This window comes from Archangium violaceum Cb vi76, from assembly GCF_000733295.1.
Lineage (GTDB): Bacteria > Myxococcota > Myxococcia > Myxococcales > Myxococcaceae > Archangium > Archangium violaceum.
In genome coordinates this window covers 1-22,866 of record NZ_JPMI01000123.1, presented here as the reverse complement: position 1 = coordinate 22,866, position 22,866 = coordinate 1, and the positions used below count along the sequence as shown (strand labels likewise).

Annotated in this window: 21 protein-coding genes; 16 read left to right on the top strand and 5 right to left on the bottom strand. The window is 69.8% G+C overall.

Annotated elements, in window-relative coordinates; translation table 11 throughout:
* Positions 1 to 551 precede the first annotated feature (551 nt).
* The 8 genes from Q664_RS18415 to Q664_RS18380 all read left to right on the top strand — a co-directional run bounded on the left by Q664_RS18415 (position 552) and on the right by Q664_RS18380 (position 9,327).
* Entirely contained in the window at positions 552 to 1,844 is a 1,293-nt protein-coding gene (locus Q664_RS18415; protein WP_043396934.1) for a DUF1552 domain-containing protein, read from the top strand.
* A 49-nt stretch (positions 1,845 to 1,893) separates the two neighbouring features.
* Entirely contained in the window at positions 1,894 to 4,203 is a 2,310-nt protein-coding gene (locus tag Q664_RS52295; RefSeq protein WP_052518317.1) for a DUF1592 domain-containing protein, read from the top strand.
* Between the two features lie 373 nt (positions 4,204 to 4,576).
* Complete coding sequence (locus Q664_RS18405; RefSeq protein ID WP_043396931.1) at positions 4,577 to 5,251, top strand: hypothetical protein; 675 nt, start codon at positions 4,577 to 4,579, stop codon at positions 5,249 to 5,251.
* Positions 5,252 to 5,360: 109 nt separating this feature from the next.
* Positions 5,361 to 5,678, top strand: a complete 318-nt coding sequence (locus Q664_RS18400; RefSeq protein ID WP_043396929.1) for an antibiotic biosynthesis monooxygenase — start codon at positions 5,361 to 5,363, stop codon at positions 5,676 to 5,678.
* A gap of 1 nt (position 5,679) precedes the next feature.
* Entirely contained in the window at positions 5,680 to 6,846 is a 1,167-nt protein-coding gene (locus tag Q664_RS18395; RefSeq protein ID WP_043396926.1) for an iron-containing alcohol dehydrogenase, read from the top strand.
* Between the two features lie 15 nt (positions 6,847 to 6,861).
* Entirely contained in the window at positions 6,862 to 7,080 is a 219-nt protein-coding gene (locus Q664_RS18390; protein WP_043396923.1) for a hypothetical protein, read from the top strand.
* A gap of 2 nt (positions 7,081 to 7,082) precedes the next feature.
* Complete coding sequence (locus Q664_RS18385) at positions 7,083 to 8,282, top strand: FIST signal transduction protein (protein ID WP_043396920.1); 1,200 nt, start codon at positions 7,083 to 7,085, stop codon at positions 8,280 to 8,282.
* Between the two features lie 217 nt (positions 8,283 to 8,499).
* Positions 8,500 to 9,327, top strand: a complete 828-nt coding sequence (locus tag Q664_RS18380; protein ID WP_043396918.1) for a polysaccharide deacetylase family protein — start codon at positions 8,500 to 8,502, stop codon at positions 9,325 to 9,327.
* Here the strand turns inward: Q664_RS18380 and Q664_RS52290 are convergent.
* Both Q664_RS52290 and Q664_RS18370 read right to left on the bottom strand, forming a co-directional pair.
* Positions 9,317 to 9,787 carry a GNAT family N-acetyltransferase gene (locus Q664_RS52290; RefSeq protein ID WP_052518316.1) on the bottom strand — a complete coding sequence of 157 codons (471 nt, stop codon included), beginning with the start codon at positions 9,785 to 9,787 and terminating at the stop codon, positions 9,317 to 9,319. The genes Q664_RS18380 and Q664_RS52290 overlap by 11 nt on opposite strands.
* Positions 9,788 to 9,858: 71 nt before the next feature.
* On the bottom strand, positions 9,859 to 10,716 hold the full coding sequence (locus Q664_RS18370; RefSeq protein WP_043396915.1) for an NAD-dependent protein deacetylase: 858 nt from the start codon (positions 10,714 to 10,716) through the stop codon (positions 9,859 to 9,861).
* Between the two features lie 171 nt (positions 10,717 to 10,887).
* Here Q664_RS18370 and Q664_RS18365 point away from each other — a divergent pair, with 171 nt between their 5' ends.
* From Q664_RS18365 to Q664_RS18355, 3 genes are all read left to right on the top strand, one after another.
* Entirely contained in the window at positions 10,888 to 11,313 is a 426-nt protein-coding gene (locus Q664_RS18365; protein ID WP_043396912.1) for a hypothetical protein, read from the top strand.
* A gap of 327 nt (positions 11,314 to 11,640) precedes the next feature.
* Positions 11,641 to 12,717: an SGNH/GDSL hydrolase family protein gene (locus tag Q664_RS18360; RefSeq protein ID WP_043396909.1), complete on the top strand. Its 1,077-nt coding sequence runs from the start codon at positions 11,641 to 11,643 to the stop codon at positions 12,715 to 12,717.
* Positions 12,718 to 12,866: 149 nt separating this feature from the next.
* Positions 12,867 to 13,673: an SDR family NAD(P)-dependent oxidoreductase gene (locus tag Q664_RS18355; protein ID WP_235216758.1), complete on the top strand. Its 807-nt coding sequence runs from the start codon at positions 12,867 to 12,869 to the stop codon at positions 13,671 to 13,673.
* Between the two features lie 12 nt (positions 13,674 to 13,685).
* Here Q664_RS18355 and Q664_RS18350 read toward each other — a convergent pair whose 3' ends face one another.
* The gene (locus tag Q664_RS18350; protein ID WP_160174436.1) at positions 13,686 to 14,870 is read right to left on the bottom strand and encodes an AI-2E family transporter; all 1,185 of its coding nucleotides are present in this window, start codon (positions 14,868 to 14,870) and stop codon (positions 13,686 to 13,688) included.
* A gap of 158 nt (positions 14,871 to 15,028) precedes the next feature.
* On the opposite strand from Q664_RS18350, the gene Q664_RS18345 reads away from it, so the two are divergent.
* The 5 genes from Q664_RS18345 (at position 15,029) to Q664_RS18325 (ending at position 19,871) form a co-directional block, all read left to right on the top strand.
* The gene (locus Q664_RS18345) at positions 15,029 to 16,156 is read left to right on the top strand and encodes an oxygenase MpaB family protein (protein ID WP_160174435.1); all 1,128 of its coding nucleotides are present in this window, start codon (positions 15,029 to 15,031) and stop codon (positions 16,154 to 16,156) included.
* A 188-nt stretch (positions 16,157 to 16,344) separates the two neighbouring features.
* On the top strand, positions 16,345 to 16,929 hold the full coding sequence (locus Q664_RS18340) for a hypothetical protein (protein WP_043396903.1): 585 nt from the start codon (positions 16,345 to 16,347) through the stop codon (positions 16,927 to 16,929).
* A gap of 65 nt (positions 16,930 to 16,994) precedes the next feature.
* Positions 16,995 to 17,663: a hypothetical protein gene (locus Q664_RS18335; RefSeq protein WP_152622186.1), complete on the top strand. Its 669-nt coding sequence runs from the start codon at positions 16,995 to 16,997 to the stop codon at positions 17,661 to 17,663.
* 131 nt (positions 17,664 to 17,794) lie between these two features.
* Positions 17,795 to 18,529, top strand: coding sequence for a putative metal-binding motif-containing protein (locus Q664_RS18330; protein ID WP_043396899.1), 735 nt, complete (start codon positions 17,795 to 17,797; stop codon positions 18,527 to 18,529).
* Between the two features lie 103 nt (positions 18,530 to 18,632).
* Positions 18,633 to 19,871: an Ig-like domain-containing domain gene (locus Q664_RS18325; RefSeq protein ID WP_052518314.1), complete on the top strand. Its 1,239-nt coding sequence runs from the start codon at positions 18,633 to 18,635 to the stop codon at positions 19,869 to 19,871.
* Between the two features lie 3 nt (positions 19,872 to 19,874).
* Here the strand turns inward: Q664_RS18325 and Q664_RS18320 are convergent, their stop codons facing one another.
* A complete protein-coding gene (locus Q664_RS18320) occupies positions 19,875 to 20,702 on the bottom strand; it encodes a hypothetical protein (RefSeq protein WP_043396896.1) in 828 nt (275 codons plus the stop codon).
* Positions 20,699 to 22,866: TonB-dependent receptor (locus Q664_RS18315; protein ID WP_235216757.1), on the bottom strand; the 2,168-nt coding region annotated here is incomplete at its 5' end. The genes Q664_RS18315 and Q664_RS18320, both read right to left, overlap by 4 nt.

Genomic DNA, 22,866 nt, shown 5'->3' with positions numbered 1-22,866 from the left:
CTTCAGCGTATGTCAAGGCGAGGGCCAAGCGCGTCCCGCGGCCACCCGGACGGCGCTGGCCCCCCGGGCAAGGAGGGGAGCGGGCCGGCGACGGACACCGCACCCGGGCACACCCCCCGGCACACCCGCGGGGGTGGAGAGCCAAAGCCTTACACACGCTCGGCCACCCACAGTGTGCTCCACGGAGGGCCACACATTGAATCCAGACAGGAATTTGGCGTCCACGCGAAACGCATTTCGCCGCTCAATGAAAACTTGCAAGCCTTTCCATGAAAGTACGCGGCCTCCTCTCACAAAGCCTCGACTTTTCCTTCTTCCTCCAGATAATTGTGGATTACCGCGTAGGCGTGGGCGCATAAGGGTTTACCTCCACCCTCCTCTACCCAGACAGGATTCAGATAGTGACCGAAGCCGAGGGGCGCGGGTCGATTTGTCATTGCGGCGGGAAGCCACAACACGCAGAGTCTCCCCCCCAAGTCACAGTCAGTCATTGCCGCCGGTCAGCACGGCGCGGACCACCGAGCCGGACCACGGGAACGGAGTAGACGAGCATGATTCGGATCGGGCGAAGGCAGTTCACAGCCGGGTTGGGTGCCTCGCTGCTGGCGTCCCCCCTGCTGCGGTTCCTCGGCGGTGAGGCCCACGCGGCGACGCTCACGGCCAAACGGCTCATCGTCTTCTTCACCCCCAATGGCACGGTGCACCGCTACTGGCGGCCGAGCGGAACGGAGACGTCCTTCACGTTCCCCGCCGGCAGCATGCTGGAGCCGCTCAACGAGCACCTCGCCAACCTGCTGGTGTGCGAGGGCCTCAACTTCGTGGACGTGGACAACCACGACGCGGGCATGGCCAACATGCTCACCGGAGGAGGCACGGCGCAGAGTGCCTCCGGGGGCATGTCCGTCGACCAGTACGTGGCCAGCAAGATGGGCGAGGGCTCGCGCTTCCGCTCCCTGGAGTTCGGGGTGCAGACGAGCCTGTGGGGCGCGTCGCGCTCCACGCGCATGTCCTACTCGGCCCCCGGCGTCTTCGTCTCCCCCGAGGACAACCCGCGCAGCGCCTTCCAGCGCCTCTTCGGCGCGCTCGGAGGTGACACGGGCACCGCCGACAAGCAACTGCGGCGCCGCAAGAGCATGCTGGACCTGGTGCGCGGCGAGCTGAATGATCTGTCGCAGCGGGTGGGCGCGGAGGAGAAGCGCAAGCTGGAGCAGCACCTGGAGGCGCTGCGCCAGACGGAGAAGGGGCTGACCGAGCCCGTGGCCCTGCCCGGGTGCCCCTCCGCCACGGCGCCCATCTCCATGGACGCCAAGGCCAACGCCAACTTCCCCGCCGTGGGCAAGGCCCAGATGGACCTGCTGGTGAGCGCGCTCACCTGCGGCATGACGCGCGTGGCCTCCCTCCAGATGTCCCACACCGTCGCGCCCCAGGTGTTCACCTGGCTGGGAGTCGGCGAGGCCCACCACGAGCTGTCGCACAAGGACGACTCCAACACCTCGGGGCTCGCGGAGCTCGTCAAGTGCGAGCGGTGGTTCGCCCAGCAGTTCGCCTACCTCCTGCAGTCCCTCAAGGACCGCCCGAACCTGGAGGGCGAGGGCACCCTGCTCGACTCCACCCTGGTGGTGTGGGCCAAGGAGCTCGGCGACAGCCGCATGCACGACTGCCGCTCGGTGCCCTTCATCGTCGCCGGGGGCGCGCAGACTCCTTTCCGCTTCGGGCGCTACCTGCGTTACAGCGGCGTCCCGCACCAGAAGCTGCTCACCTCGATCTGTCACGCCATGGGCGCTCCGCTCGACACCTTCGGCGATTCCAACCGCTCCAACGGCCTGCTCGACGGGCTCGTCTGACAGCCGCCCCTTCCCTCTGACAGTTCCCTCGCGATCAGGAGGCACACACATGCTTCCCTCCCGGCAGCTTTCTGCCCTTGGCGCCCTCTTTTTCTCAGCGACCCTTCTCTCCGCCTGCACCACCGACTCCGGCTGCCCGGATGACCTGGAGTACTTCCGCACCCGCGTGTGGGAGCCGGTGGTGTCCGTGCAGTGCGTGGCCTGCCACAAGTCCAATGGGATGGCGGCGAACACACGCATGGTGTTGCTGCCCCCTGGAGAGCCCGGGGCGCTGGAGGCCAACTTCATGACGATGCGCGGGATGGCGCGCGAGATGGTCAACGGCCAACCCCTGCTCCTGCTCAAGCCCTCGGGCCTGCACCCGAACGGGCACGGGGGCGGCACCGTCGTGGAACAGCACACCACGCGCTACGACAACCTCCAGCGCTTCGCGGACCGCGTCAACGGCGTTGCCGGGGCCTGCGAAGGCTCCGCGGTGGTGGCGTGTGAGCCGGGCAAGGCGGACCCCAACGCCAGACGCCGGCTGCGCATGCTCACCCGCTTCGAGTACGACAACACGCTGCGCGATCTGCTCTACCTCGACTCGCAGTGGGGCCAGTCCCTGCCCGCGGAAGAGGTGGTGCACGGCTTCGACAACAGCGCGGACGAGCGCACGGTGGGCCAGCTGCTGACGGACAAGCTCCTCGCCGCCTCCGAGGAAGCCGCCACGCAGGCGGTGACGAATCTGTCCCGGCATGTCTCGTGCGCTCCGGGAGAGGAGTGCGCGAAGCAGTTCATCCAGGACTTCGGCCTGCGGGCCTTCCGCCGCCCACTGACGGACGCGGAGAAGAGCCGCTACCAGTCGCTCTACACGACCGTGGCGGCCGAGGAAGGGACGAACGGGTACACCGAGGGCATCAAGGCCATCATCACCGCCATGCTCCAGTCCCCCAACTTCCTCTACCGCACGGAGCTGGGAGAGCACATCGGTGACGGGCGGTACCAGTTGAGCGACTACGAGGTGGCCTCGGAGCTGTCCTACCTCTTCTGGGGCTCCATGCCGGACGAGGAGCTCTTCGCCAAGGCGAAGGCGGGCACCCTGAGCGGCAAGCCGGAGCTGCTGCCCGCCGAGGCGCGCCGGATGTTGGCGTCTGCGCGGAGCCGGCCCATGCTCGACCACTTCGTGAGCCAGTGGCTGGACCTGGGACACATCAACCAGGCGCAGAAGGACGCCACCTTCGCGGACTTCAGCCAGACCATCCGCACGGCCATGGTGGCCGAGACGACGGAGCTGTTCGACTATGTCGTCCGCGACAGCAGCGGCCGGCTCCCGGAGCTCTTCACCTCCGACTACACGTTCGCCACGGACGCGCTCGCCTCCTTCTACCGCCTGCCGTCGGGCCCGGTGAGCACCTCGTCCACCCCCGCCAGCGGCCTGCGCATGTGGGAGCTGAAGAGCTCGGGCCGCGGCGGCATCCTCACCCACGGCAGCATCCTGGCCAGCCAGGCCACGCCGCAGACCTCCTCGCCCATCCGCCGCGGCAAGCTCGTCCGTGAGCGCCTGCTGTGCCAGCCACTGCCGCCCCCGCCCCCGGGTCTCAGCGTCCAGCTGTCTCCGGTGAGCGAGGGTCTGCCCAACCGGCAGCGCTTCCAGGAACACTCCACCAGCGCGGCCTGCTCGTCCTGCCACCAGTTGATGGACCCCATCGGTTTCGGCTTCGAGCAGTTCGACAGCGTCGGCCGTTTCGTGCCCCGGCTTCCGAACGGACAGCCGGTGGATGCGAGCGGTGAGGTGCTCTCCTCGGCGGCCACCAACGGAACCTTCACCGGCGTGGATGGGCTCCAGGAGAAGCTGGCGGAGAGCCCGGACGTGCACTCCTGCTTCTCGATGCAGTGGCTGCGCTTCGGCTACGGCGTCTCCGGGGAGAACGACTCCTGCGCCGCCGGCCAGCTCACGGAGAGCTTCCGCAAGCAGCAGCTGAGCATCCCGGAGCTGCTCATCTCGCTGACGCAGCTGCCGCGCTTCACCCAGCGCGTGGGCGAGTCCACGGGCCCGTCCGACCCGGCTCCGGGCGGCGGAGGGGATGGTGGCGGTGGCGGTGGCGGTGGTGGCCTGCCTCCCACTTCCGGCAACGCCCAGATCTCCGTGTCCGTCCAGGATGACTGGGGGAGCGGTTACTGCCACAACGTCAGGGTGACCAACTCCGGGACGGCCCCGCTCGTCTGGCAAGTGACCATCGACATCGAGGGCAGATTCAACCACGCCTGGAGTTCCGTCTTCACCCACTCGGGCTCCCAGACCACCTTCAGCGGTCTGTACTGGAACGACGAGCTGGCCCCTGGGGAGAGCACCAGCTTCGGCTATTGTGCGTCCCGGTAGAGCCAGCGCTTGAACCTCGCGCCTCCTGCCGATAGGGGGGCGCGAGCCTCATGCTGGCCCGGGTGAAACCCATGGATGCCGAGCCGCGCCATCGTTCCCGGCCGAAACCAACGCTGGTTCCACCCCAGCCCATTTCACTTGTCGTCGGCGACAAGCGGAATGCTCCCTCCCCGTTTCACTTGTCGTCGGCGACAAGCGGATGGAGAAAGCCGCAGGTGTCTCGCATCTCGGATGTGAACTCCGAGTGTCGGGACTCCCTTACGACGACCAGGCACGTAAACGGGCGAATACACATGTCTGAATCCTGGCCCGCGCGTTGCTGGATACCGCAGCGCCGCACTCTCGCGGCTCCACCACATTGGGGGGAGCAGTCATGAAACAGACGAACGGAAGCAACACCCTGCCCGAGCTGACGCTCGAGCAGGTGCGGGACTCCATCCTCGGCTACCTGGAGCAGGGCAACGCCGGTCTCTACAACATCGGCCATCTCTACAACTACACCGTGGACAACAAGCTGGCCGAGAAGAACAAGTACGAGAGCGCCCAGCAGTTCTTCAGCCAGCACATCAAGGCGCTCTCGCAGTCGACGCTGAGCCGTTACGGCGCGGTGGCGCGGGAGTTCACCGAGGAGGCGTGCAAGAAGTACGGCGTCATGAACCTGACCACCCTGCGCACCTACGCGTCGGCGGCCGACATCCAGCCCACGAGCGGTGACCCGGGGGCCACGCCCATCGACGTCCCGCTGGAAGACGGGCGCGTGGTGCGGAAGCCTTTCGCCGAGTGCACCATGGAAGAGCTGAAGCGGGCCGTGAAGGGCAAGCGCCAGCCGTCCCGGGCCACCATGCCCGCCACGGACGCGGCCCGCGTCGAGTTCATGCGGGAGAGCCTCTCGCGGCACTTCGCCCAGAGCGCCCGCGTGCAGTTCAAGACGAACATCAAGGGCGGCAAGACCTTCCTCACCATCCAGGGCGTGCCGCTGGAGGAGATGGAGCGGCTCATGGAAGCGCTCATGGATGGCCTCATGCCGCCCGTGCGCGCAGTGGGCTGAGCGACACCGCCTGCCCCATGTACGACGGTGGGCGAATCGAACGCCCAAGGTTCGACACCTCGCCCGGGGAATCCCACTCACGAGGGAGTCTCCCGGGTATCCTGGGCCCATGCCCAACAGCCTGCTGGTCGTCCATGTGCACGTCCACGTCAAGCCCGAGGCGGTCGAGGCCTTCCGTGAGGCCACCCTGGCCAACGCGCGGGAGAGCGTGAAGGAGCCCGGCATCGCCCGCTTCGATGTCGTCCAGGACACCGAGGACCCGACCCGCTTCGTGCTCGTCGAGGCCTACGAGACGCCCCAAGCACCCGCCGCCCACAAGGAGACGGGCCACTACTTGAAGTGGCGGGACACCGTGGCGCCCATGATGGCCGAGCCGCGCACCTCCCGGAAGTACGTCAACTGCTTCCCCGAGGACGCGGGGTGGTGACATGGCGATGACGGGCTTCGAATTCGCCACCGCCACGCGCATCGTCTTCGGAGCGGGCCGCCTGGCCGAGCTTCCCGAGGCGGTGAAGGCCCTGGGTGGGCACAAGGTGCTGCTCGTCACGGGCCGGGACCCCTCGCGCGCCGGGCCGCTGCGCGAGGGGCTTGGCCGGCTCGGCCTCTCCAGTGAAACATTCACGGTGGAGGGCGAACCCACCGTGGAACGGGTGCGCGAGGGAACCGCCACCGCGCTCGCCGCACGGTGCGACGCGGTGGTGGCGTTTGGCGGAGGCAGCGCCCTGGACGCGGGCAAGGCCATCGCCGCGCTGGCCGCCAACGGAGGAGACCCGCTCGACTACCTGGAAGTGGTGGGCCGGGGACAGGCGCTGACGAGGCCCTCGCTTCCCCTGGTGGCCATCCCCACCACCGCGGGCACCGGCTCCGAGGTGACGCGCAACGCGGTGCTGGGCGTGAAGGACGCCCAGGTGAAGGCGAGTCTCCGCGGCCCGCTCATGCTGCCGCGGCTGGCCCTCGTGGACCCGGAGTTGCTGACGGGCGCGCCCCCCGCGGTTCTCGCTTCCAGCGGCCTGGACGCCCTCTCCCAGCTCCTCGAGCCCTTCCTCTCGGCCCGGGCCAACCCGCTCACCGATGCCCTGGCGCGCGAGGGGATGGTCCGCTCGGCGCGCTCGCTGCGCCGCGCGGTGTTGGAGGGCCCCGACGCGGCGGCGCGGGAGGACCTGGCGCTCGCGAGCCTCTTCGGAGGCCTGTGCCTGGCCAACGCGGGCCTGGGTGCGGTGCATGGCTTCGCCGCCCCGGTGGGAGGCATGTTCGAGGCACCACACGGTGCGGTGTGCGCGGCGCTGCTCCCCGCCACGCTGGAGGTGAACCTGCGCGCGCTGCGCGCCCGTGCTCCGTCGCACCCGGCGCTCCCCCGCTTCCAGGAGGTGGCCAGGCTCCTCACCGGGCGCGCGGATGCCCGGGCCGAGGAGGGCATTTCCTGGGTGAAGGAGCTGTGCCAGGCCCTGGGCGTGCCGGGACTCGGACGTTACGGCCTCACGGAGGCCGACGTGCCACGGCTCGTCACCCGGGCCAAGGCCGCCAGTAGCATGAAGGCCAACCCCCTGCCCCTCACGGACGAGGAGCTCACGGAGATTGCCGTCCGCTCCCGGTGAGCGCCCGCGAACCCCATGGCCAACAGGATCAGCCGGATCACCGCCTACGTTGAAAAGCGCAAGCTCGGCTTCGGTGTCGCGCGCCTCATCATGATGAGCGGAGTAAACGTCCGCAGCATCGGTCCGAATGATCCGGACCCACCAGACGCCCTGCGGCGGCTGGAGCAGGCATTGCCCCAATTGTTGTCGGCCCAGGAGCTGAGTGAGCTCCAGCAGCTCCTCTCGGAGGCATGAAGATGACGGTCTCGATCGGAGTCGGAGTCGGAGACGCCGTGGATGTGGAGAAGGCCGTCCAGGCCGCGGTGGAGCAGGCGCGAGCCCAGCTCGGAGGTGCCACCGCCCAGGCGGCCTACATCACCGCGACGGTGGACTACGAGGCGTCCCGCGTCCACACCGCCTTCCGGGAGGCGCTGGCCGGAGTCCCGTTGCATGGGGTGACCACGTCGTTGGGCGTGCTCACGGCGGCCGGTGTCCGCAACGAGGGCCACGGGGCGGTGGCGGTGATGCTGGTGGGCGGCGCACCGGGGACGGCCTTCGTGGCCGCCTCCACCGAGGCGGACGGACGGCGCGCCGGAGAAGCCGCGGCGCGGGAGCTGGTGCGCGAGGCGGGGGGCAGGATGCCGAGGATGATCCTCTTCAACGCCTCCCCCGGTGCGGAGGAGAGCATGCTGGAGGGCATCGCGAGCGTGTGCCCGGACGTGCCGTGTCAGGGAGGCAGCGCCGCGGACCATGCCATCGCCGGACAGTGGAGTGTCTTCACGCACGAGGGCCCGGTCCCCACGGGCGTGTCGCTCCTGGGCCTCTTTGGCGAGGTGCGGGTGGGAACGGCGCTGTGCACGCCCTATACCCCCACGGGGACCATGGCCCGGGCCACGGCGGCCGAGGGCCGCACCCTGCTGACGCTGGATGGCCAGCCCGCCGCCCAGGTGCTGGGGCGCTGGATGGAAGGCGCCATCGACGACCAGGTGCGCTCGGGCGGCAACATCCTGGCCCAGACGGCGCTGCGGCCCATCGCCGTCCGCCGCGGGGTGAGCCAACGGGACCACTACGTGACGGTGCACCCGGCCCACGTCCACGCGGACCGGGGCTCGGTGGACGTCTTCGCCCGCATCGAGCCACGGGACGAGGTGTGTCTGATGACGGGTACCGCCGAGGGACTGGTGAACGAGGTGGCCCACCTCATCGACCTGGCGCTGGCACAGGGCAACCTGACCACGCGGGACGTGAAGGGCGCGGCGCTCATCTTCTGCGCCGGGTGCGCGGGCGCACTGGGGCCTCGCGTGGACGAGGGCCTGCGGACATTCTCGCGGCTGCTGCCGGGAGTCCCCCTGCTGGGCCTGTGCACCTTCGGCGAGCAGGGCTACATCCCGGGTCTGGGCAACGTGCACCAGGACCTGTCGCTCAGCCTGACGCTGTTCGCCAACGGGCGGCCCTGAGCCCCCGTCGAGCGTGCTCCGGCCCGCGCGTCAAGGGCCCTCGGCGGTCCGCTGGAGGCATCCGAATTCGAGGACTCCGTAAACCTCCGCCACGGGTGCCACACGGCCCGTCACAGGGGTGCACTGCTCGTTGCACACCCAACAAGCCGGCAGCCATCCGCGCTATACCTGCACCGTTCCCTCCGCCCGCGGGCGGATGACAGGAGCGCGTCGCACCATGGCCCGTTGGTCTCCCGTGCATTCCTTGCTGACGCTGGTGGCGCTCGCCACGAGCGCCTGTCTCTGGACTCCCCCCGAGGAGCCCGAGGCGCCTCGCGAGGAGAAGAAGGCCCCCGCCCCACCGGAGCCCACCGCCTGCATGACGGCGCCCATCGTGACGAACGGGAGCCGCAACCGGATGCGGGTGGCGCTCACCTTCGACGCCTGCTCCACGCGCCACAACGAGTACGACGAGCGCGTCATCCGCACCCTGGTGGAAACGGGGACGCCGGCCACCCTCTTCATCGGCGGCGGGTGGGCGCTGGCCAACCCGGGGCGCATCGAGGAGCTCGCGCAGTACCCGGGCTTCGAGTTCGGCAACCACACCTTCTCCCATCCGCACATGCCCCAGGTGAAGGATGACCAGAAGGTGCTGGAGGAGCTGCAGCGCACGCAGCGGGTCGTCTATGACCTGACGGGCCGCATCCCCAAGTACTTCCGCCCGCCCTTCGGCGAGGTGGACCGGCGTGTCGCCTGGCTCGCGTCCCAGGCGTCGCTCGTCACCCTCAACTACGACTTGCCCTCGGGAGACCCGGACACCACCATTCCCGCGAAGCGGCTGACGGACTGGGTGGTGCGCAAGGCGAGCCCTGGCGGCATCGTGGTGCTGCACATGAACCACAAGCGCTTCGCCACCGCGGCGGCGCTGCCGGACATCATCAAGGGGCTGCGCAAGCGCGGCTTCGAGCTCGTCACCGTGGGCACGCTGCTCGAGGACCACACGTGGCCCACGTGCCAGCCCTCGGAGGCGCCCGAGCTTCCCGCGGTGGCGGAAGTCATCCCCTGACGCGCGGCTTCCAGAAGACGAGCTCGGTGACACCCGGGACGGCGAAGCCCGGGAGCTGGCCCACCTGACGGTACCCGTGCCGCTGGTAGAAGCGCTGCGCGCCCTCGTTGAAGTCCGAGGTGAGCAGGAAGTAGCCCCCGGACGGCTCTCCACACCCGGCCTCGTACGCGGCGAGCAGTTGCGCACCGAGGCCCGAGCCATGCCGATCCTCCCGGATGGCGAGCGTCCGCAGGTAGGCCCCCGTTCCGAAGGTGCCCCGGGTGAGGAACCAGCAGACCCCCACCGGGCCGCTCTCGTCGGTGGCCATGAGCAGGCCCTCGCCCCGCTCCAGCGCCCCCTTGAAGCGAGCCGCCAGGGCCGGGGCCTCCAGGCCATAGGCCTTGAAGAGGGGAAGCGGTGCCAGCGCGGCGGCCAGTGCCGGAAGGTCCTCTGGAGTCGCGGGGCGGATGACTGCGGGCATCGGGTCCTCTCGGGTCGCGGGGGCCCCGGGAGATTGGACCGGAGCGCCGTGTCACACAACAGGACTCGGGCTCAACCGGTGGCGAGCGCCGCCGCGAGCTGGGGGAGCACCTCCCCCGCCCGGGCCTCCACCCGCACATCCACCAACTCTCCCCCACGGCACTCGCCGATGTTGACGAGGCCAATGGGCATGTGGCGATCCGCGGCGCGCTGGAGGAAACGGAAGCCCGAGTAGATGGCCAGGGAGGAGCCCACCACCAGCAGCGCGTCGCCCTCCTCGAGCAGCGAGAACGCCGCCTCCACCGTGGGCGGTGGAACGTTGTCACCGAAGAAGACCACGTCCGGCTTCAGCGTCCCGCCACAGCGGATGCAGACCGCCACCTGGAAGTCCCGCACCGCTTCGACGGGCAGCTCGGCGTCCCCATCCGGCCGCAGCTCGGCGGTCCGCTCCGCGAAACCGGGGTTGAGGGCCCGCAGGCGCTCCTGCAGCTCCACCCGGGGCTCGATGGCCTCACAGTCCAGACACCGCACCCGGGCAAGCGCCCCGTGGAGCTCGATGACCCGTTGGCTGCCCGCGGCATGGTGCAACCGGTCCACGTTCTGGGTGATGAGGCCCAGCACATGGCCCTCCCGCTCCAGGGTGGCGAGCGCCTGGTGCGCCGCGTTGGGCCGGGCCGACGAGAAGCGCGGCCAGCCGAGCAGGCTCCGGGCCCAGTAACGCGTACGCACCTCGGGTCTGGTGAGGAACTCGCGATGCTGGATGGGGTTGCGGGCACGGGCGCGCGTGCCGGGCCCCCGGTAGTCCGGGATGCCCGACTCGGTGCTGCACCCGGCCCCCGTGAGCACCACGAGCCGGCGGCCCCGCAGCAACGCGGCCAGGGCGTCCATGTCGCCGGTGGAGGGAGAGGGTTGTTCCAGGGGGGCGGTCATTCGGGGTGAATCTATAACGTGCCCTCCGCGCGCTCGCCGGACTCCCGCCGGGGGAGCAGGCGTCCGGGCATCGTCCGGCGCGAGTCACTTCCAGGGCCAGCTGTCAGGAAGCCGCCAGCTCTCCTCCGGTGGCCAGGATGTTTCCCCCGGCCCGCTGGCATCATGAGGCCCATGAGGAAGGTGCTCTGGTTCGCCGGTTACGTCTGGGCACTCCCAGTGACGATACTGGGCCTGATGCTCGCCATGCTCTTCACCCGGCTCGAGTCGGTGGACGAGGAGGGCATCCTCCACTTCGTCGTCCAACCGGGCGGACCGCTCGACTGGTACATGCGCCGCTTCCACATCGCCGCCTTCACCATTGGCGCCGTGGTCACCTATTCCGGCGCGGACGGCCCCCGGCAGATCCGCCTGGTGCGCCACGAGCGCGCGCACGTCATGCAGACCCTCGTGCTCGGCCCGCTGTTCCTCCCCCTCTACGGGCTCGCCTCGCTCTGGCAGTTCGCGCGCGGCGGCCACCCGTACCGCGACAACTGGTTCGAGGTCCGGGCGCGCGCCGCGGAAGTCCCGGGCTACCGCGCGCTGCGTCTCGTGCGCTAGGCACTCGCGACGGGCAGGGTGAAGAGGGCGGCGGTGGCTCGCGCAGGGTGCCCACCGTCCGCTCCACCAGGACGGTCATGGCGAACGGAATCGCCAGCGTGCCGCCGGGACACCGCGACTGATGAGTAGATGACAGCCCCACCGCAACACAGCGCGTCACGCAGAGGATGACGCGGCCTGTCATTGATTGACGCCTCAGGCAAACAGCGATCCGCGGCGAATTCGTCTCAAGCTGTTCGAAACATCCAAACTTTCTGTTATATCGGTGATGCCGGCGAATAAGCCGTGCTCCTGTTTCACCCCCAATTCACGATTCCAGGAGTCATCATGTTCTCTCGTCTCAACGGGCAGGGTGTGTCCCTCGCCGTGACGCTCACGGCCAGCCTGGTGCTGGGCGGCGACGCGCTCGCGAGCACCATCAACCAGAACACGTCGTGGACCATCAACCGTGGCGCCGCCTCGACGTACCGCGTCGTGGCCTACGGTGACTCCATCTTCGCCGGCTACAACGGTGGCCTCTTCAGCGTGGCCAAGCGCGCGGCGCCCGCCGTCGAGGGCGAGTACCTGGCCAAGGACTTTGGCGCCAACATCGAGGTGGTGCGCCGCACCAAGTCCGGCGCGCGGGCCGACGACATCTACAACAACAAGATCGTCTCCGAGCGCTCGTACATGCAGACGAGCAACACCCGCGTGGTGATGTTCGAGATGTGCGGCAACGACTACCTGCAGGCGCGCTCTGCCTTCACGGACCAGACGGGCACCTGCAGCTACGCCGGTCTGGACACCGCCCTGGCCAACTGCACCACGTACACGGAGAGGGCCATGCAGGCCATCAACCAGTACGCGACGTCGGCCAAGGCCAAGATCGTCATGAACATCTACTATCCCGGCTTCGACGCGGACAACGTGCAGACCAGCTGCACGGACTCCAGCACCGGGACGAGGATCAACAAGCGCGCCAAGTTCCTGCCCTACCTGGCCAAGAGCAACTGGCGCACCTGCAACCTGGCGGAGAAGTACGGCTTCAAGTGCGCGGACGCGTTCGCCGAGTACATGGGCGCGGACTACGACACCAACGGTGACGGGAAGATCGACAGCGACGCCCTGCGCTACGTCTCCGGCGAGACCGAGGCCGCCTACGTGGCCCGCATCACCAGCACGCTGGTGGGCACGCTGCGCGACGCCAACACGCACTTCGCGAGCTCGGGCACCAGCTTCGACTACATCCAGTCGGACAACACGCACCCGACCTTCTACGGCGGCACGATGAGCACGGGCTCGACCTCGAGCGCCCCGACGTTCACCGACACGCAGGTGGTGGGCGGCAAGAACCCCCAGTGGAACAGGTCGGGCCACGAGCGCGCTGGCTGGCTCATGTCCCTGCTGGACCCGGCCACGCCGTAGTCCCCAGGAAGTCCCCGGGCGGGGAGTCACCACCCCGCCTGGCCTCCCCGCCCTCTCCCCACCGGGAGGGGGCCGGGTCGAGGCCCCGCCTCCCCTGCCCCCGCTCGTGGACCATGCGCTCCCGGCGGTGACGGGTTAGGGTGCGCGGCATGAATCGGATGCTGGAGCTTCGGGCGCGTTGGACCCTCGTCACCGGTGCCTCGTCGGGACTGGGAGAGGAGATGGCCCGTTCCATCGCGAGGGACCAGGGTGGCCACGTGCTGGTGGTGGCGCGGCGGCGGGAGCGGCTGGAGGCGCTGTGCGAGGAGTTGCGCTCGCGCTACGGCGTGCAGGCCGCCTTCATCGTGGCCGACCTGTCGCGGCCCGAGGACGTGGAGCGCGTCTTCACCGAGGCCACGCGCGAGCGGGACATCCACGGCGTCATCCTCAACGCCGGCGTGGCGTACTGGGGGGATGCGCTGAAGCTGGAGTGGAACGAGTTCCAGTCCATGCTGAACACCAACGTCACCAGCCTGGTGCGTCTCTCCACCCTCTTCGCGCGCCACCTCGTCGAGCGCGGGACCCGGGGCGGGCTGATGTTCGTCTCCAGCGTGGCGGGCTTCATCCCGGTGCCGTACCAGGCGGCCTACAGCGGCACCAAGGCCTTCGTCACCAGCTATGGCCAGGCGCTGACGCAGGAGCTGCGGCCCCAGGGCGTGTCCGTCACCGTCTTCGCTCCGGGCGGCATCTCCACGGAGATGCTCGACAGGACGGGGCTGTCCAACCGCTTCAAGTCGGGCGACCTGGGGATGATGAGCGCCACGGACTGCGCCGCGCACGCGGTGCGGGCCTTCATCCACCGCAAGGAGCTCTACGTCCCCGGGCTGCTCAACCAGACGCTGACATTCGCCGCGAGGTTGCTCCCGCGCGGCTTCCTCGCCCAGCGCACCGCCGCCATGTACCGGCCCGAGCGCTGAACGGCCTCCGCCTCACACGTGGCGGGGCCGGCGCCAGAAGGGCGGGCGCCGGGGAGCGCGCTTCTCGAGTTGCTCCGCCACGTCTCCCTTCAAGGGCAGTCCGAGGCGCTCGCGCCGCAGGAGGAGCAGCTCGCGGATGACGATCTGACAGGCGCCCACGATGGGCACCGCCAGGAAGGTGCCGAGCACCCCGGCCAGCTCGGCGAAGAGGATGATGCCGAGCAGCGTCACCAGCGGGTTGAGCTCCACGGTGCGCTTGTAGATGACGGGCGCCAGCACGTGGTTCTCGAACTGCTGGTAGAGGGTGGCGTAGATGCCCACCGCCAGGAAGTCCCAGACCCCGCCCGAGGCGTACGCCACCACCGCGAGCAGCAAGCCGGCCGCGGTGGCGCCCAGCAGGGGGATGAGGCTGCCCAGGCCGGAGAGGATTCCGAGCGGCAGGAAGAAGGGCACGCCGAGGATGGCCAGGAAGAGGGTGGCGCAGACCGCGTTCACCACGCCAATGAGGGCCAGCCCGCTCAGGTAGCCCCCCACGGCCTGGTACACCTTGTTCAACACCCGCTCGTAGCGCTGGCGGTGGGCCGGCAGGGACTCGGCGAGTACGCCCCGCACCACCCGGCCGCCATGGACGAGCATGAAGACGACGAGGAAGAGCACGGTGACGAAGGCGCCCACGCCCGCCACCAGCCCTCGCAGCACGCGCAGGGCCGGCTCCACGGTCCGCTGGAGGAGCCCGGAGCCGTCCCCGCCGAGCGACCCCAGCCGTTGCTCCAGGCCCAGCCGCGCGTCGAGCCACTGGAAGAGCCAGGTCTGGTGCATGCGCTCGTTGAGCTCCGGCAGACGCTCGATCAACTCGCGGACCTGGGCCACGGTGGCGGGGATGATGAGGAAGCCCACACCCACGAGCGTCCCGAGGACGAGCAGTATCACCGTGGCGATGGCCAGGGGCCGCTTCAGGCCCCACCGCTGCAGCCATTCCACTCCATGGTTGAAAGCCACCGCCAGGAGGATGGCCGTGACACTGAGGGTGAGGGTGATGATGCCGTGGACGAGCAGGTAGAGGGCGGCCAACACCCCCACCACGGTGGCGCAGACGGTGAGCACCGTCTTCACCGTCACCTGGGAGCGAGGCACCACCACCGGCTCCCGGTCATTCACGGGCTCGAGTGGCGAACGAATGGGCCTCTCTGTTTCCACGCTCAACCCTCCCTGGAGGCCAAAGCCTCCAGGAAAGCTGGGGCTCCGCTGGCCGGAGCGGCAACGCCCCCTCCGTCGAGGAGACCATCCGCCTGTCCGCCCGGCTCCCCGGCGCATTTCGAGCCAAACGAGAGCAGCCGGATAGAATGCGGCAGCCCATGCGTGCCAATCGATGGACCGATGACTTCCTCGACGGCTTCCGCCAGCGGGGGGACCCGCTCGCCGACGAGACCGTGAAGACCCTGTTCCAGCGGGGACAGGTGGAGACCGCGAACGCCCTGCTGCAGCAACTCATCCGCAACGATCAGCTCGTCCCCGACGAGCTCCCGGAGATGTTGCGCGAGTACCTGCTGCGCACGGAGCAACTCCCCACCTGGGCGGACCCGGACACCGTGCGCCACGGCGAGGCGCTGTTCGGCCGGTACGGGCCGCAGGCCGTCGTCTCCCTCTTCTGTGGGGCCCTGCCGGCCAGCTACGCGGCGGCCCACGGCGTCCAGGTCATCCACCTCACCGCCCGGCTGGCCACGGACCCCTTCCGCCGCATCATGGAAACGGCGCAGATGCTGATCGACGTGCTGGCGCCGGACGGGCTGGCCCCGGGCGGCAGCGGCATCCGCAGCGCCCAGAAGGTGCGTCTGATGCACGCGGCGGTGCGCCACCTCATCCTGGAGAGCGGGCAGTGGAACCCCGAGTGGGGCTACCCCATCAACCAGGAGGACCTGGCGGGAACCCTGGTCGACTTCTCGTACGCCGTCATCGTGGGCCTCGAGAAGCTGGGCTGCACGCTGTCCAGGGAGGAGCAGAACGCCTACCTGCACTGCTGGAAGGTGGTGGGGCACCTGATGGGGTTGGAGGCGGCCGTGCTGCCGGAGGACATCGAGGACTGCGCGGCGCTCGCCGAGGTCGTCCAGCGGCGCCACTTCCGCGCCAGCCCCGAGGGGCAGGAGATGACGCGCGCGCTCATCCAGATGGCCGAGCACGTCACGCCGGGCAACCTCTTCGATGGAATGGCGGCCTCGCTCATCCGCCACATCCTCGGCGAGGAGGTCGCCGACATGCTGAAGGTCCCTCCCGCCGACTGGACCCGGTACCTGATCGGCCCGCTGGCCATGCTGGGCAGGGCCTCGGACGAGCTGGGAGACCACTCCAGGGTGGTGGCGCGGCTCGCGGAGGTGTTCGGCCGCAAGCTGGTGGAAGGAATGGTGTGGATGAACCGCGGCGCCGGGCGGCCCCCCTTCCGCATCCCCAGCAAGCTGCGCGAGTCCTGGAACGTGCAGGGCCGCTAGGCGCCTCTCCCTCCTCCACGGGCCACACCGCCTCCGGGTTGCCCGGCGGGAGAAAAGCGTCCTGGAAACAAATGCAACTTGATTGCTTTTACCTCCTGATGGCAGATTAGACGTGCCTTGATGGGAAAGCCCGGATGCGGCGGTGCCGCCTCCATCCCTCGAGGCCCCTACCCACAAGGAGTCACACCATGAAGAACCTGATCAGGAAGAGCCTGCTGGCCTGCGGCGTCGCGCTGCTGCTCACCGGCTGCGGTGGCACCGAGGCGGAGCTGGAGCAGGAGCCCCAGTCCCTGGAGGAGCGGCAGGATGCGCTGCTCTCGACCTGCGGGGAGCCCGAGGCCACGGAGCTGCTCGAGGTGGCCGAGCACGCGTGCTACCACGCGGAGTACGGTCCCTTCGAGGCGGTGACGGCCGCGGCGCTGGGCACCTACCCCTTCGTGGACGTCAGCACGCCCCACACCGCCTACAACATCACCCTGCCGGCCAGCGGCTACGGCTACGGCGGCGCGGTGAACTTCATCCCGGAGGAGTCCGGCGAGTACGCCTTCCTCCTGTCGCGTCATCGCGGCCTGCGCATCTTCAACGGCAACACCGAGGTGGCGCGTGAGTGCCGCCTCCAGGTGCCCGAGGAGACGTGCGGCAGCCTGCGCACCACCATCGTGGCGGACCTCGAGGCCAACGTGGAGTACCGCCTGGAGTTCAAGGCGATCTTCCCGCGGAACTCCCAGTTCACCCTCCTCGTCGAGGAGGCGGGCCACCACCACGAGGAGTAACGCGGCCAGCTCATAGCTTCTGTATCACCGTTGCATTTTCCATCAGGATACGGCAAGGAATCGGCATGCCTTCTCTCCGCCGATTCCTCGCCCTGGCCGCCAGTGCGGCGGTGTTCGCCGCCTGCGGCCAACCCCCCGAGCCCGAGCCCAAGACTCCCGACGAGCAGCCCCAGGAGCAGACGGACCCGTGCGCGCCCAACGGCCACATCCACCGGGAGCCGACGGGTGACTGGTGCCACTGCGACCGGGGCCACATGGCGTCCGAGCAGGGCCTGTCGTGCGTGCCAGACCCCGACTACGTGCCGAGGGACGACTTCGACTTCGGCGACAACGGGGAGCACGCGTGCTGGCACGTCACCAACGGCCCCTTCGCCACGGTGACGGCGGCCGTGGACCGGCAGCCCCGCGTGGACTCCTTCCACACGTACTACACGGTGAAGCTGCGCCCGGAGGGCGGCCAGTACGTTGGCACCTTCAACTTCAAGGCCTATGCCACGGGAGACTTCATCGCCTACCTGAGCGACGCGAGCGTCCCCATGGCCTTCCGCGAGGGCACCACGGTGCTCGAGGTGGCCGCTACCTCCCCCATCCCCGAGGCGCTGCGCGACGGCGTGTGCCAGGGAGGCCTGGTGCACATGGTGGGCTACGAGCTGACGGACAAGGTCCAGTACACCGTCACGTTCGGCCCCACGCCCCTGCCCGAGCTGGGCCTCGTCATCGAGCACCTCCCCTAGCCAGACACCGAAAACACACCGCAACAGTTGCAACCAAGTTGCGTTTACGTCATCAGTGCGGGTGCCGAGGAGCACGTGGTGCTGGCGCATGGCGCCGCGCCGCTCCCGGTTCACATCGAAAGGAATCCACCATGAAGATGACGATGCGGAACGTCTGCGGTGCGCTCGTGGGCCTGTCGCTGGCCGCCTGTGGCCCCGCGCTGGAGGAGGAGCAGGGCACCTCGCAGCAGGAGGCCTCGCTGGAGGCCGGCTGCACGGCGCTCGGCGCCAGCATCAGCTCGCACTCCTGCCTGCACTCGAACAACCCGGCGGATCACCTGTCGGTGACCGCGACGAGCGGCCTCACCGGCTCGACCCCCAGCATCAACAGCTCGCACAAGCAGTACGACGTGACGCTGCCCTCCGGAGCCACGGGCACGGTGAAGTTCCGCCCGGCCACCGCGGGCTCCTGGGCCTTCTTCCGGACGCAGGGCAACACCCTCACCGTGAAGGATGGCGCCACCACGCTGAGCCCGGCGCTCACCCACGGCATCTCCGTCTCGGGCTGCGGGCTGGTGACGGTGACCGTGTATGACCTGACCAGCACCACCACGGACTACCAGGTGGACCTGGGCACGGCCTCGGGCAACCTCGTGGGCGTGGTGGCCGAGCGCGTGGAGGACTACCGGGTCCGCTACTACCAGGACGCGGACAACGACACCTGGGGCAACAGCTCCGTCTCCGTGCTCACCGCGTGCGTGCCGCCCGCCGACTACATCACCCAGCGTTACGACTGCAACGACGCCAACGCCAGCATCAACCCCTCGGCCACGGAGATCACCGGCAACAGCGTGGACGAGAACTGCAACGGCTCGCTGACGAACTAGTCCCCCCGCTGACCGACGCGGGCCCATGCCCGCCCCACCGGGGCGGTCTCATTCCGAGGCCGCCCCGGTGCCATTTCCACCCCCGCGAGAGGAACCCCGAACGATGCGACCCATCCCTGGCACCGCCCTGCTCACCGCCTGCGCCCTGGCCCTGACGGCCTGCGAGAACCCGCCTCCGCCCCCGGCCCCCGGAGCGGACACGCAGCCGCCCACGGTGACGGCCACCTCGCCCGCCGAGCACGCGGAGGCCGTGCTCCCCGGTGCCACCACCGAGGTGTCCCTCACCTTCAGCGAGCCGATGAGGCCAGACACGGGAACGCTGGTGCCCTCGAGCGGGCTGAAGCTCGGCGCCCCGGCGTGGAGCGGCAACACGCTGAAGGTACCCGTCACCGGGCTCGGCCATGACGATGCGCACTCGCTGGAGCTGAAGGGCTTCCAGGACGTGGCCGGCAACGCGCTGGACGGCACGGTGCTGCTGGGCGACGGCACGCTGGACTTCCGCACCGGCTCGGACCGCCCCCGCGCGTCCGTCACCTCGGCCAGCGTGGCCGAGGGCGCCCAGGACGTCTACCCGGTGGAGATGTACTACGACGCCGGAGCGAGCCGCCCGGGCGCGTACTTCCGCAAGGTGCTCACCGTGACCTTCACCGAGGCCATGGACCCGGCCTTCGCGCAGGTGACGCTGGTGAACCGCACCGACACCACGCCGCCGCCGCGCTCCCTCACGGGCCAGTGGTCGCCCGACGGTCTCACGCTCACCCTCACCCTCACGGCGCCCGAGGAGGGAGGGCCGCCGATGGAGGAGGAGTCCGCGTACGCACTGGACTTGAGCGCGCTGCGGAGCGCCGCCGCCGGCAACCGGCTGGATGCCAGCACCTTCCTGGGTGACGGCAAGCTGGACTTCACCACGGGCAAGCGCAACGGCGATCTCGAGCACGCCTGCACCCACTCGCTCGTGAGCACCCCGGAGTCCCTGACGGCCGCGCCCAACATGCCGCCGTTCAGCTTCCCGCCGTCGACGGACGTGGGCCACACGCGCTACCGGTTGACGCTCCCCGAGGCCGACGCGGGCTCCCACGTGGGCCACACGGAGCTCGTCTCCAAGCCGGACCAGGATGAGCTCATCGTGCTGTACCTGAACCAGGAGCTCCCGGTGAGCGTCTGGGACGAGCTGGACGCGGCCGAGGTGCCCGTGGAGGTGAGCCCCACCGCCGCGGTGTGCCCTGGCATCACCCACCAGGCCCGCTTCACCGCCACGCGGGGAGACCGGTTCTACTACCTGCGCTTCGGCGCCACCCCCAGCGCGACGCTCGAGCTCATCCTCGAGCGGTACGCGAAGTAGCGCTCACTCCCAGGCGGCGCTGAAGGCGGTGTGCCGCCGCACGTTGACGAGCAGCGCGCGGTGAACCTGGCTCTCCGGGGGCACCGCCACCGCCGTGCCGCCCGGGGGGACCGCCAACCGCTCGAAGAGCGTGCCCTCGAACCAGCGGTGGGGCTGGAGCTCCACGATGAAGAGGCCCTCGTCGTCCAGCTCCACCTCCATGGGGACGAACTCCACGCGCTGCAGCTCCACCGGCGGCGGGAAGTCCAGGCCGACGCGGAAGGCCAGGGTGCGGCCGTCTCGCGAGGCCGTGCCCTCCATCAATACCGAGCGGCCCTCGAGCGGCGCCGCCTCCGCGCCCAGCGCGCGGGACGGAGGCTGGAGCAACAGCGAGAAGGAGCGCGCCATGCCGGCGATACCCGGTGAGCGCCCGAGCACCCGCGTCCCGCCTCCCTCGGCCAGCAAGTCATACACCACCTCTCGGTCCCACTCGCCCAGCACCCGGCCACCGGCGAAGAAGGAGTCATGCGCGTGGGCGGTGGGCACGAGGACATCGCTCACGCGGCGCCACCACCGGCCCATGGAGCCCGGTTGGAGGGGCGAGGCGTTCTCGAAGAGGTAGATGGGGCCGAGCACCATGCGCGCGGAGGTGAGGGCCACGCGCCAGCCGGTGTCGGTGGTGAAGTGGCCCGGCCACGTCTCGCCGGGGGCGAGGGCGGTGCGCAGGCCCATGCGGAAGACGATGGCGCGGCCCCCCGTGCCGGACAGCCCACAGGCGGAGCCGCCGCCGAGCAGCGCGGTGCCGAGCAGGGTGGTGAAGGCACGGCGGGTGGTGCGGAAGGGCGTCGTCATGGGAGCTCCTCGTCCTGGAGATCCAGGTAGAGGGTGAAGGTGGCGCGGAAGGTGCGGGGGGCGCCCGCGGCGAAGTGGCGCGTGGCCAGCAGCGAGGCGGGCGCGTCCGGGCCGCGGAAGTTGGACACGTAGTTGAGCTCGGCCTCGCGCCAGCGCGCGTCGAGCAGGTTCTCCACGGACAGGCCCAGCTCCATCCACTTCCACCGGGCGCGGGCCGCGGCGTCGAAGAGGAAGATGGGCTCGCTGTAGCGGTCGAGCGGAAGGGGCTTGGGGCCGATGGCGCTGTGCCCCAGGGCGAGGTTCCACCCCACCGGCTGGCCGGACACGGTGAGCTCTCCGCGCACGGAGGCATCCAACCGGCCGAGGAGGTGGGGGATGTACGGCATGACGGTGCCCTCCCACAGCTTCCACTGCGGAGCACCCGGCAGGGGGAGCGTGGCATGGGCCCAGGCGGCGCTGGCCTGGACGTCCACCCGCTGCTCCAGGGTGAAGCGCGCGGTGGCGAAGGCGCCCAGGCGCTGCGAGGGGCCCACGGGCTGGTTGCGGCCCGTCGTCTCGTCGAAGACGAGGTCCTGGGAGACGCGGGTGGCGAAGAAGGCCCCGCGCACCTCCAGGTCATACGCGTGCCCGTCCCCGGCGAGGCGCCAGCCCAGGCCCGTCTCGGCCGCCGTGACGCGGGCGTAGGGGGCGAGCTCCGCGTCGGACAGGGCGGCCGCGTCACTGGAACGCGCGCCCAGGCCCGCGCTGGTGAGCCAGGTGAGCCGCGGCGTCAGCCGCACCTCGGCGGTGATGCGGGGGCTGGCGAAGAAGCCATAGGCCTCGATGGACTCCTCGGGGATGCGCTCGCCCTGGCGATCGGAGGCGGGGCGGTTCTGGTCCTCGACGCCGAAGAGGAAGGTGTCCATGCGCAGGCCGCCGCGCAGGGTGAGCCAGGAGAGCGGGGCCAGACGCAGGGAGGCATAGGCGCCCAGGTTGGTGGTGCGCACCTGGTTGTCGAAGAGGGTGGCGTAGGGCGCGCCGCCGTGGTCGCGCAGGCGGCGGGCGCGGGTGAGCACGTCATCGAAGCGCGCGAGGTAGCCCAGCTCCAGGGGCTGCGGCTGGCCGAAGAAGGTGAGGCCCGGCGAGTAGCGCCCGCGCAGGCCCACGGTGGTGCCGCGGTAATACTGCTCGGTGTTGTCGCCGCGCGGGAGCTCGCCCACGGGAGGCACGTCGTTGAGGAAGCCGGTGAAGTTGTCGCGGATGCGCATCTGCCGCAGCACGACGAAGCCTTGCTGGACGAAGCGGCCGCCGCGGCGCAGCCGGGACTGGAGCTCGGCGGAGAGGATGTGGCGCTGCCCTGCCCCACCCTGGTTGGGATCATGGAAGCAGAAGAACTGGGAGTCCGCGCCGGGAGCACAGGGCATGCGTCCGTCCACCACGTCCGTCTCGCGGACGACGCCCGCCGAGGAGAAGCGGGCCGCGTAGCTGGTGCCGAAGAGGCGCAGCCGGGTGTCCTCGCCGACGCGGAACTCCACCTGGGCCATGGCACCCGCGTTGGCGTAGGCGCGGTTGGGGCCGAAACCATGGCCCTGGCGCAGCAGCACGCCCACGAAGTTGGCCTCACTGGACTCGGGAGGGCCCCACACCAGGGACAGCCGGCGCGAGGCGAAGCTGCCGTAGCTGGCGGAAGCGGTGAGGCCGCGGCGCTTCAGGCCGAGCTGGTACTCCACGGAGCCGGCCACGCCGAAGTCTCCCTGGGCGGGGTCATAGGGGCCCTCGGTGATGCGCAGCGAGTCCACGAGCTCGGGGATGATGAAGTAGGTGTCGGCGTAACCATGGCCGTGGGCGTGGGAGACCTCGTTGAGGGGGACACCGTTGAGGCGGAACTCGACGTCCTTGCCCTCACCGGCATCGAAGCCGCGGATGAAGATGGTTTCGGCGTGGCCCTCGCCGCCGTGGTTGGCGAGCATGACGCCGGGAGCCAGCAGCATGAGGTCCGTAGCGGAGTTGCGAGGCACATCGGCGAGTTGGCCGATGGGGATGTGAAAATCCCCGACGGCGGCGGGAGGAGGAGGCGCTGACTGACCGCGAACGGTCGTCGCGAACGAAGGGGAAGACCCCTCCCTCTCCCCCCGGGAGAGGGTCGGGGTGAGGGTATCCGCCCCCTGGGTCGTGCCCGTCGTCG

Coding starts and splice junctions, on each gene's coding strand:
- Q664_RS18415 (WP_043396934.1), top strand. CDS start 552: ATGATTCGGATCGGGCGAAGGCAGTTCACAGCCGGGTTGGGTGCCTCG.
- Q664_RS18325 (WP_052518314.1), top strand. CDS start 18,633: ATGCGACCCATCCCTGGCACCGCCCTGCTCACCGCCTGCGCCCTGGCC.
- Q664_RS18385 (WP_043396920.1), top strand. CDS start 7,083: ATGACGGTCTCGATCGGAGTCGGAGTCGGAGACGCCGTGGATGTGGAG.
- Q664_RS18330 (WP_043396899.1), top strand. CDS start 17,795: ATGAAGATGACGATGCGGAACGTCTGCGGTGCGCTCGTGGGCCTGTCG.
- Q664_RS18365 (WP_043396912.1), top strand. CDS start 10,888: ATGAGGAAGGTGCTCTGGTTCGCCGGTTACGTCTGGGCACTCCCAGTG.
- Q664_RS18355 (WP_235216758.1), top strand. CDS start 12,867: ATGAATCGGATGCTGGAGCTTCGGGCGCGTTGGACCCTCGTCACCGGT.
- Q664_RS52290 (WP_052518316.1), bottom strand. CDS start 9,787: ATGCCCGCAGTCATCCGCCCCGCGACTCCAGAGGACCTTCCGGCACTG.
- Q664_RS18360 (WP_043396909.1), top strand. CDS start 11,641: ATGTTCTCTCGTCTCAACGGGCAGGGTGTGTCCCTCGCCGTGACGCTC.
- Q664_RS18345 (WP_160174435.1), top strand. CDS start 15,029: ATGCGTGCCAATCGATGGACCGATGACTTCCTCGACGGCTTCCGCCAG.
- Q664_RS18340 (WP_043396903.1), top strand. CDS start 16,345: ATGAAGAACCTGATCAGGAAGAGCCTGCTGGCCTGCGGCGTCGCGCTG.
- Q664_RS18335 (WP_152622186.1), top strand. CDS start 16,995: ATGCCTTCTCTCCGCCGATTCCTCGCCCTGGCCGCCAGTGCGGCGGTG.
- Q664_RS18400 (WP_043396929.1), top strand. CDS start 5,361: ATGCCCAACAGCCTGCTGGTCGTCCATGTGCACGTCCACGTCAAGCCC.
- Q664_RS18390 (WP_043396923.1), top strand. CDS start 6,862: ATGGCCAACAGGATCAGCCGGATCACCGCCTACGTTGAAAAGCGCAAG.
- Q664_RS18395 (WP_043396926.1), top strand. CDS start 5,680: ATGGCGATGACGGGCTTCGAATTCGCCACCGCCACGCGCATCGTCTTC.
- Q664_RS18320 (WP_043396896.1), bottom strand. CDS start 20,702: ATGACGACGCCCTTCCGCACCACCCGCCGTGCCTTCACCACCCTGCTC.
- Q664_RS18370 (WP_043396915.1), bottom strand. CDS start 10,716: ATGACCGCCCCCCTGGAACAACCCTCTCCCTCCACCGGCGACATGGAC.
- Q664_RS18380 (WP_043396918.1), top strand. CDS start 8,500: ATGGCCCGTTGGTCTCCCGTGCATTCCTTGCTGACGCTGGTGGCGCTC.
- Q664_RS52295 (WP_052518317.1), top strand. CDS start 1,894: ATGCTTCCCTCCCGGCAGCTTTCTGCCCTTGGCGCCCTCTTTTTCTCA.
- Q664_RS18405 (WP_043396931.1), top strand. CDS start 4,577: ATGAAACAGACGAACGGAAGCAACACCCTGCCCGAGCTGACGCTCGAG.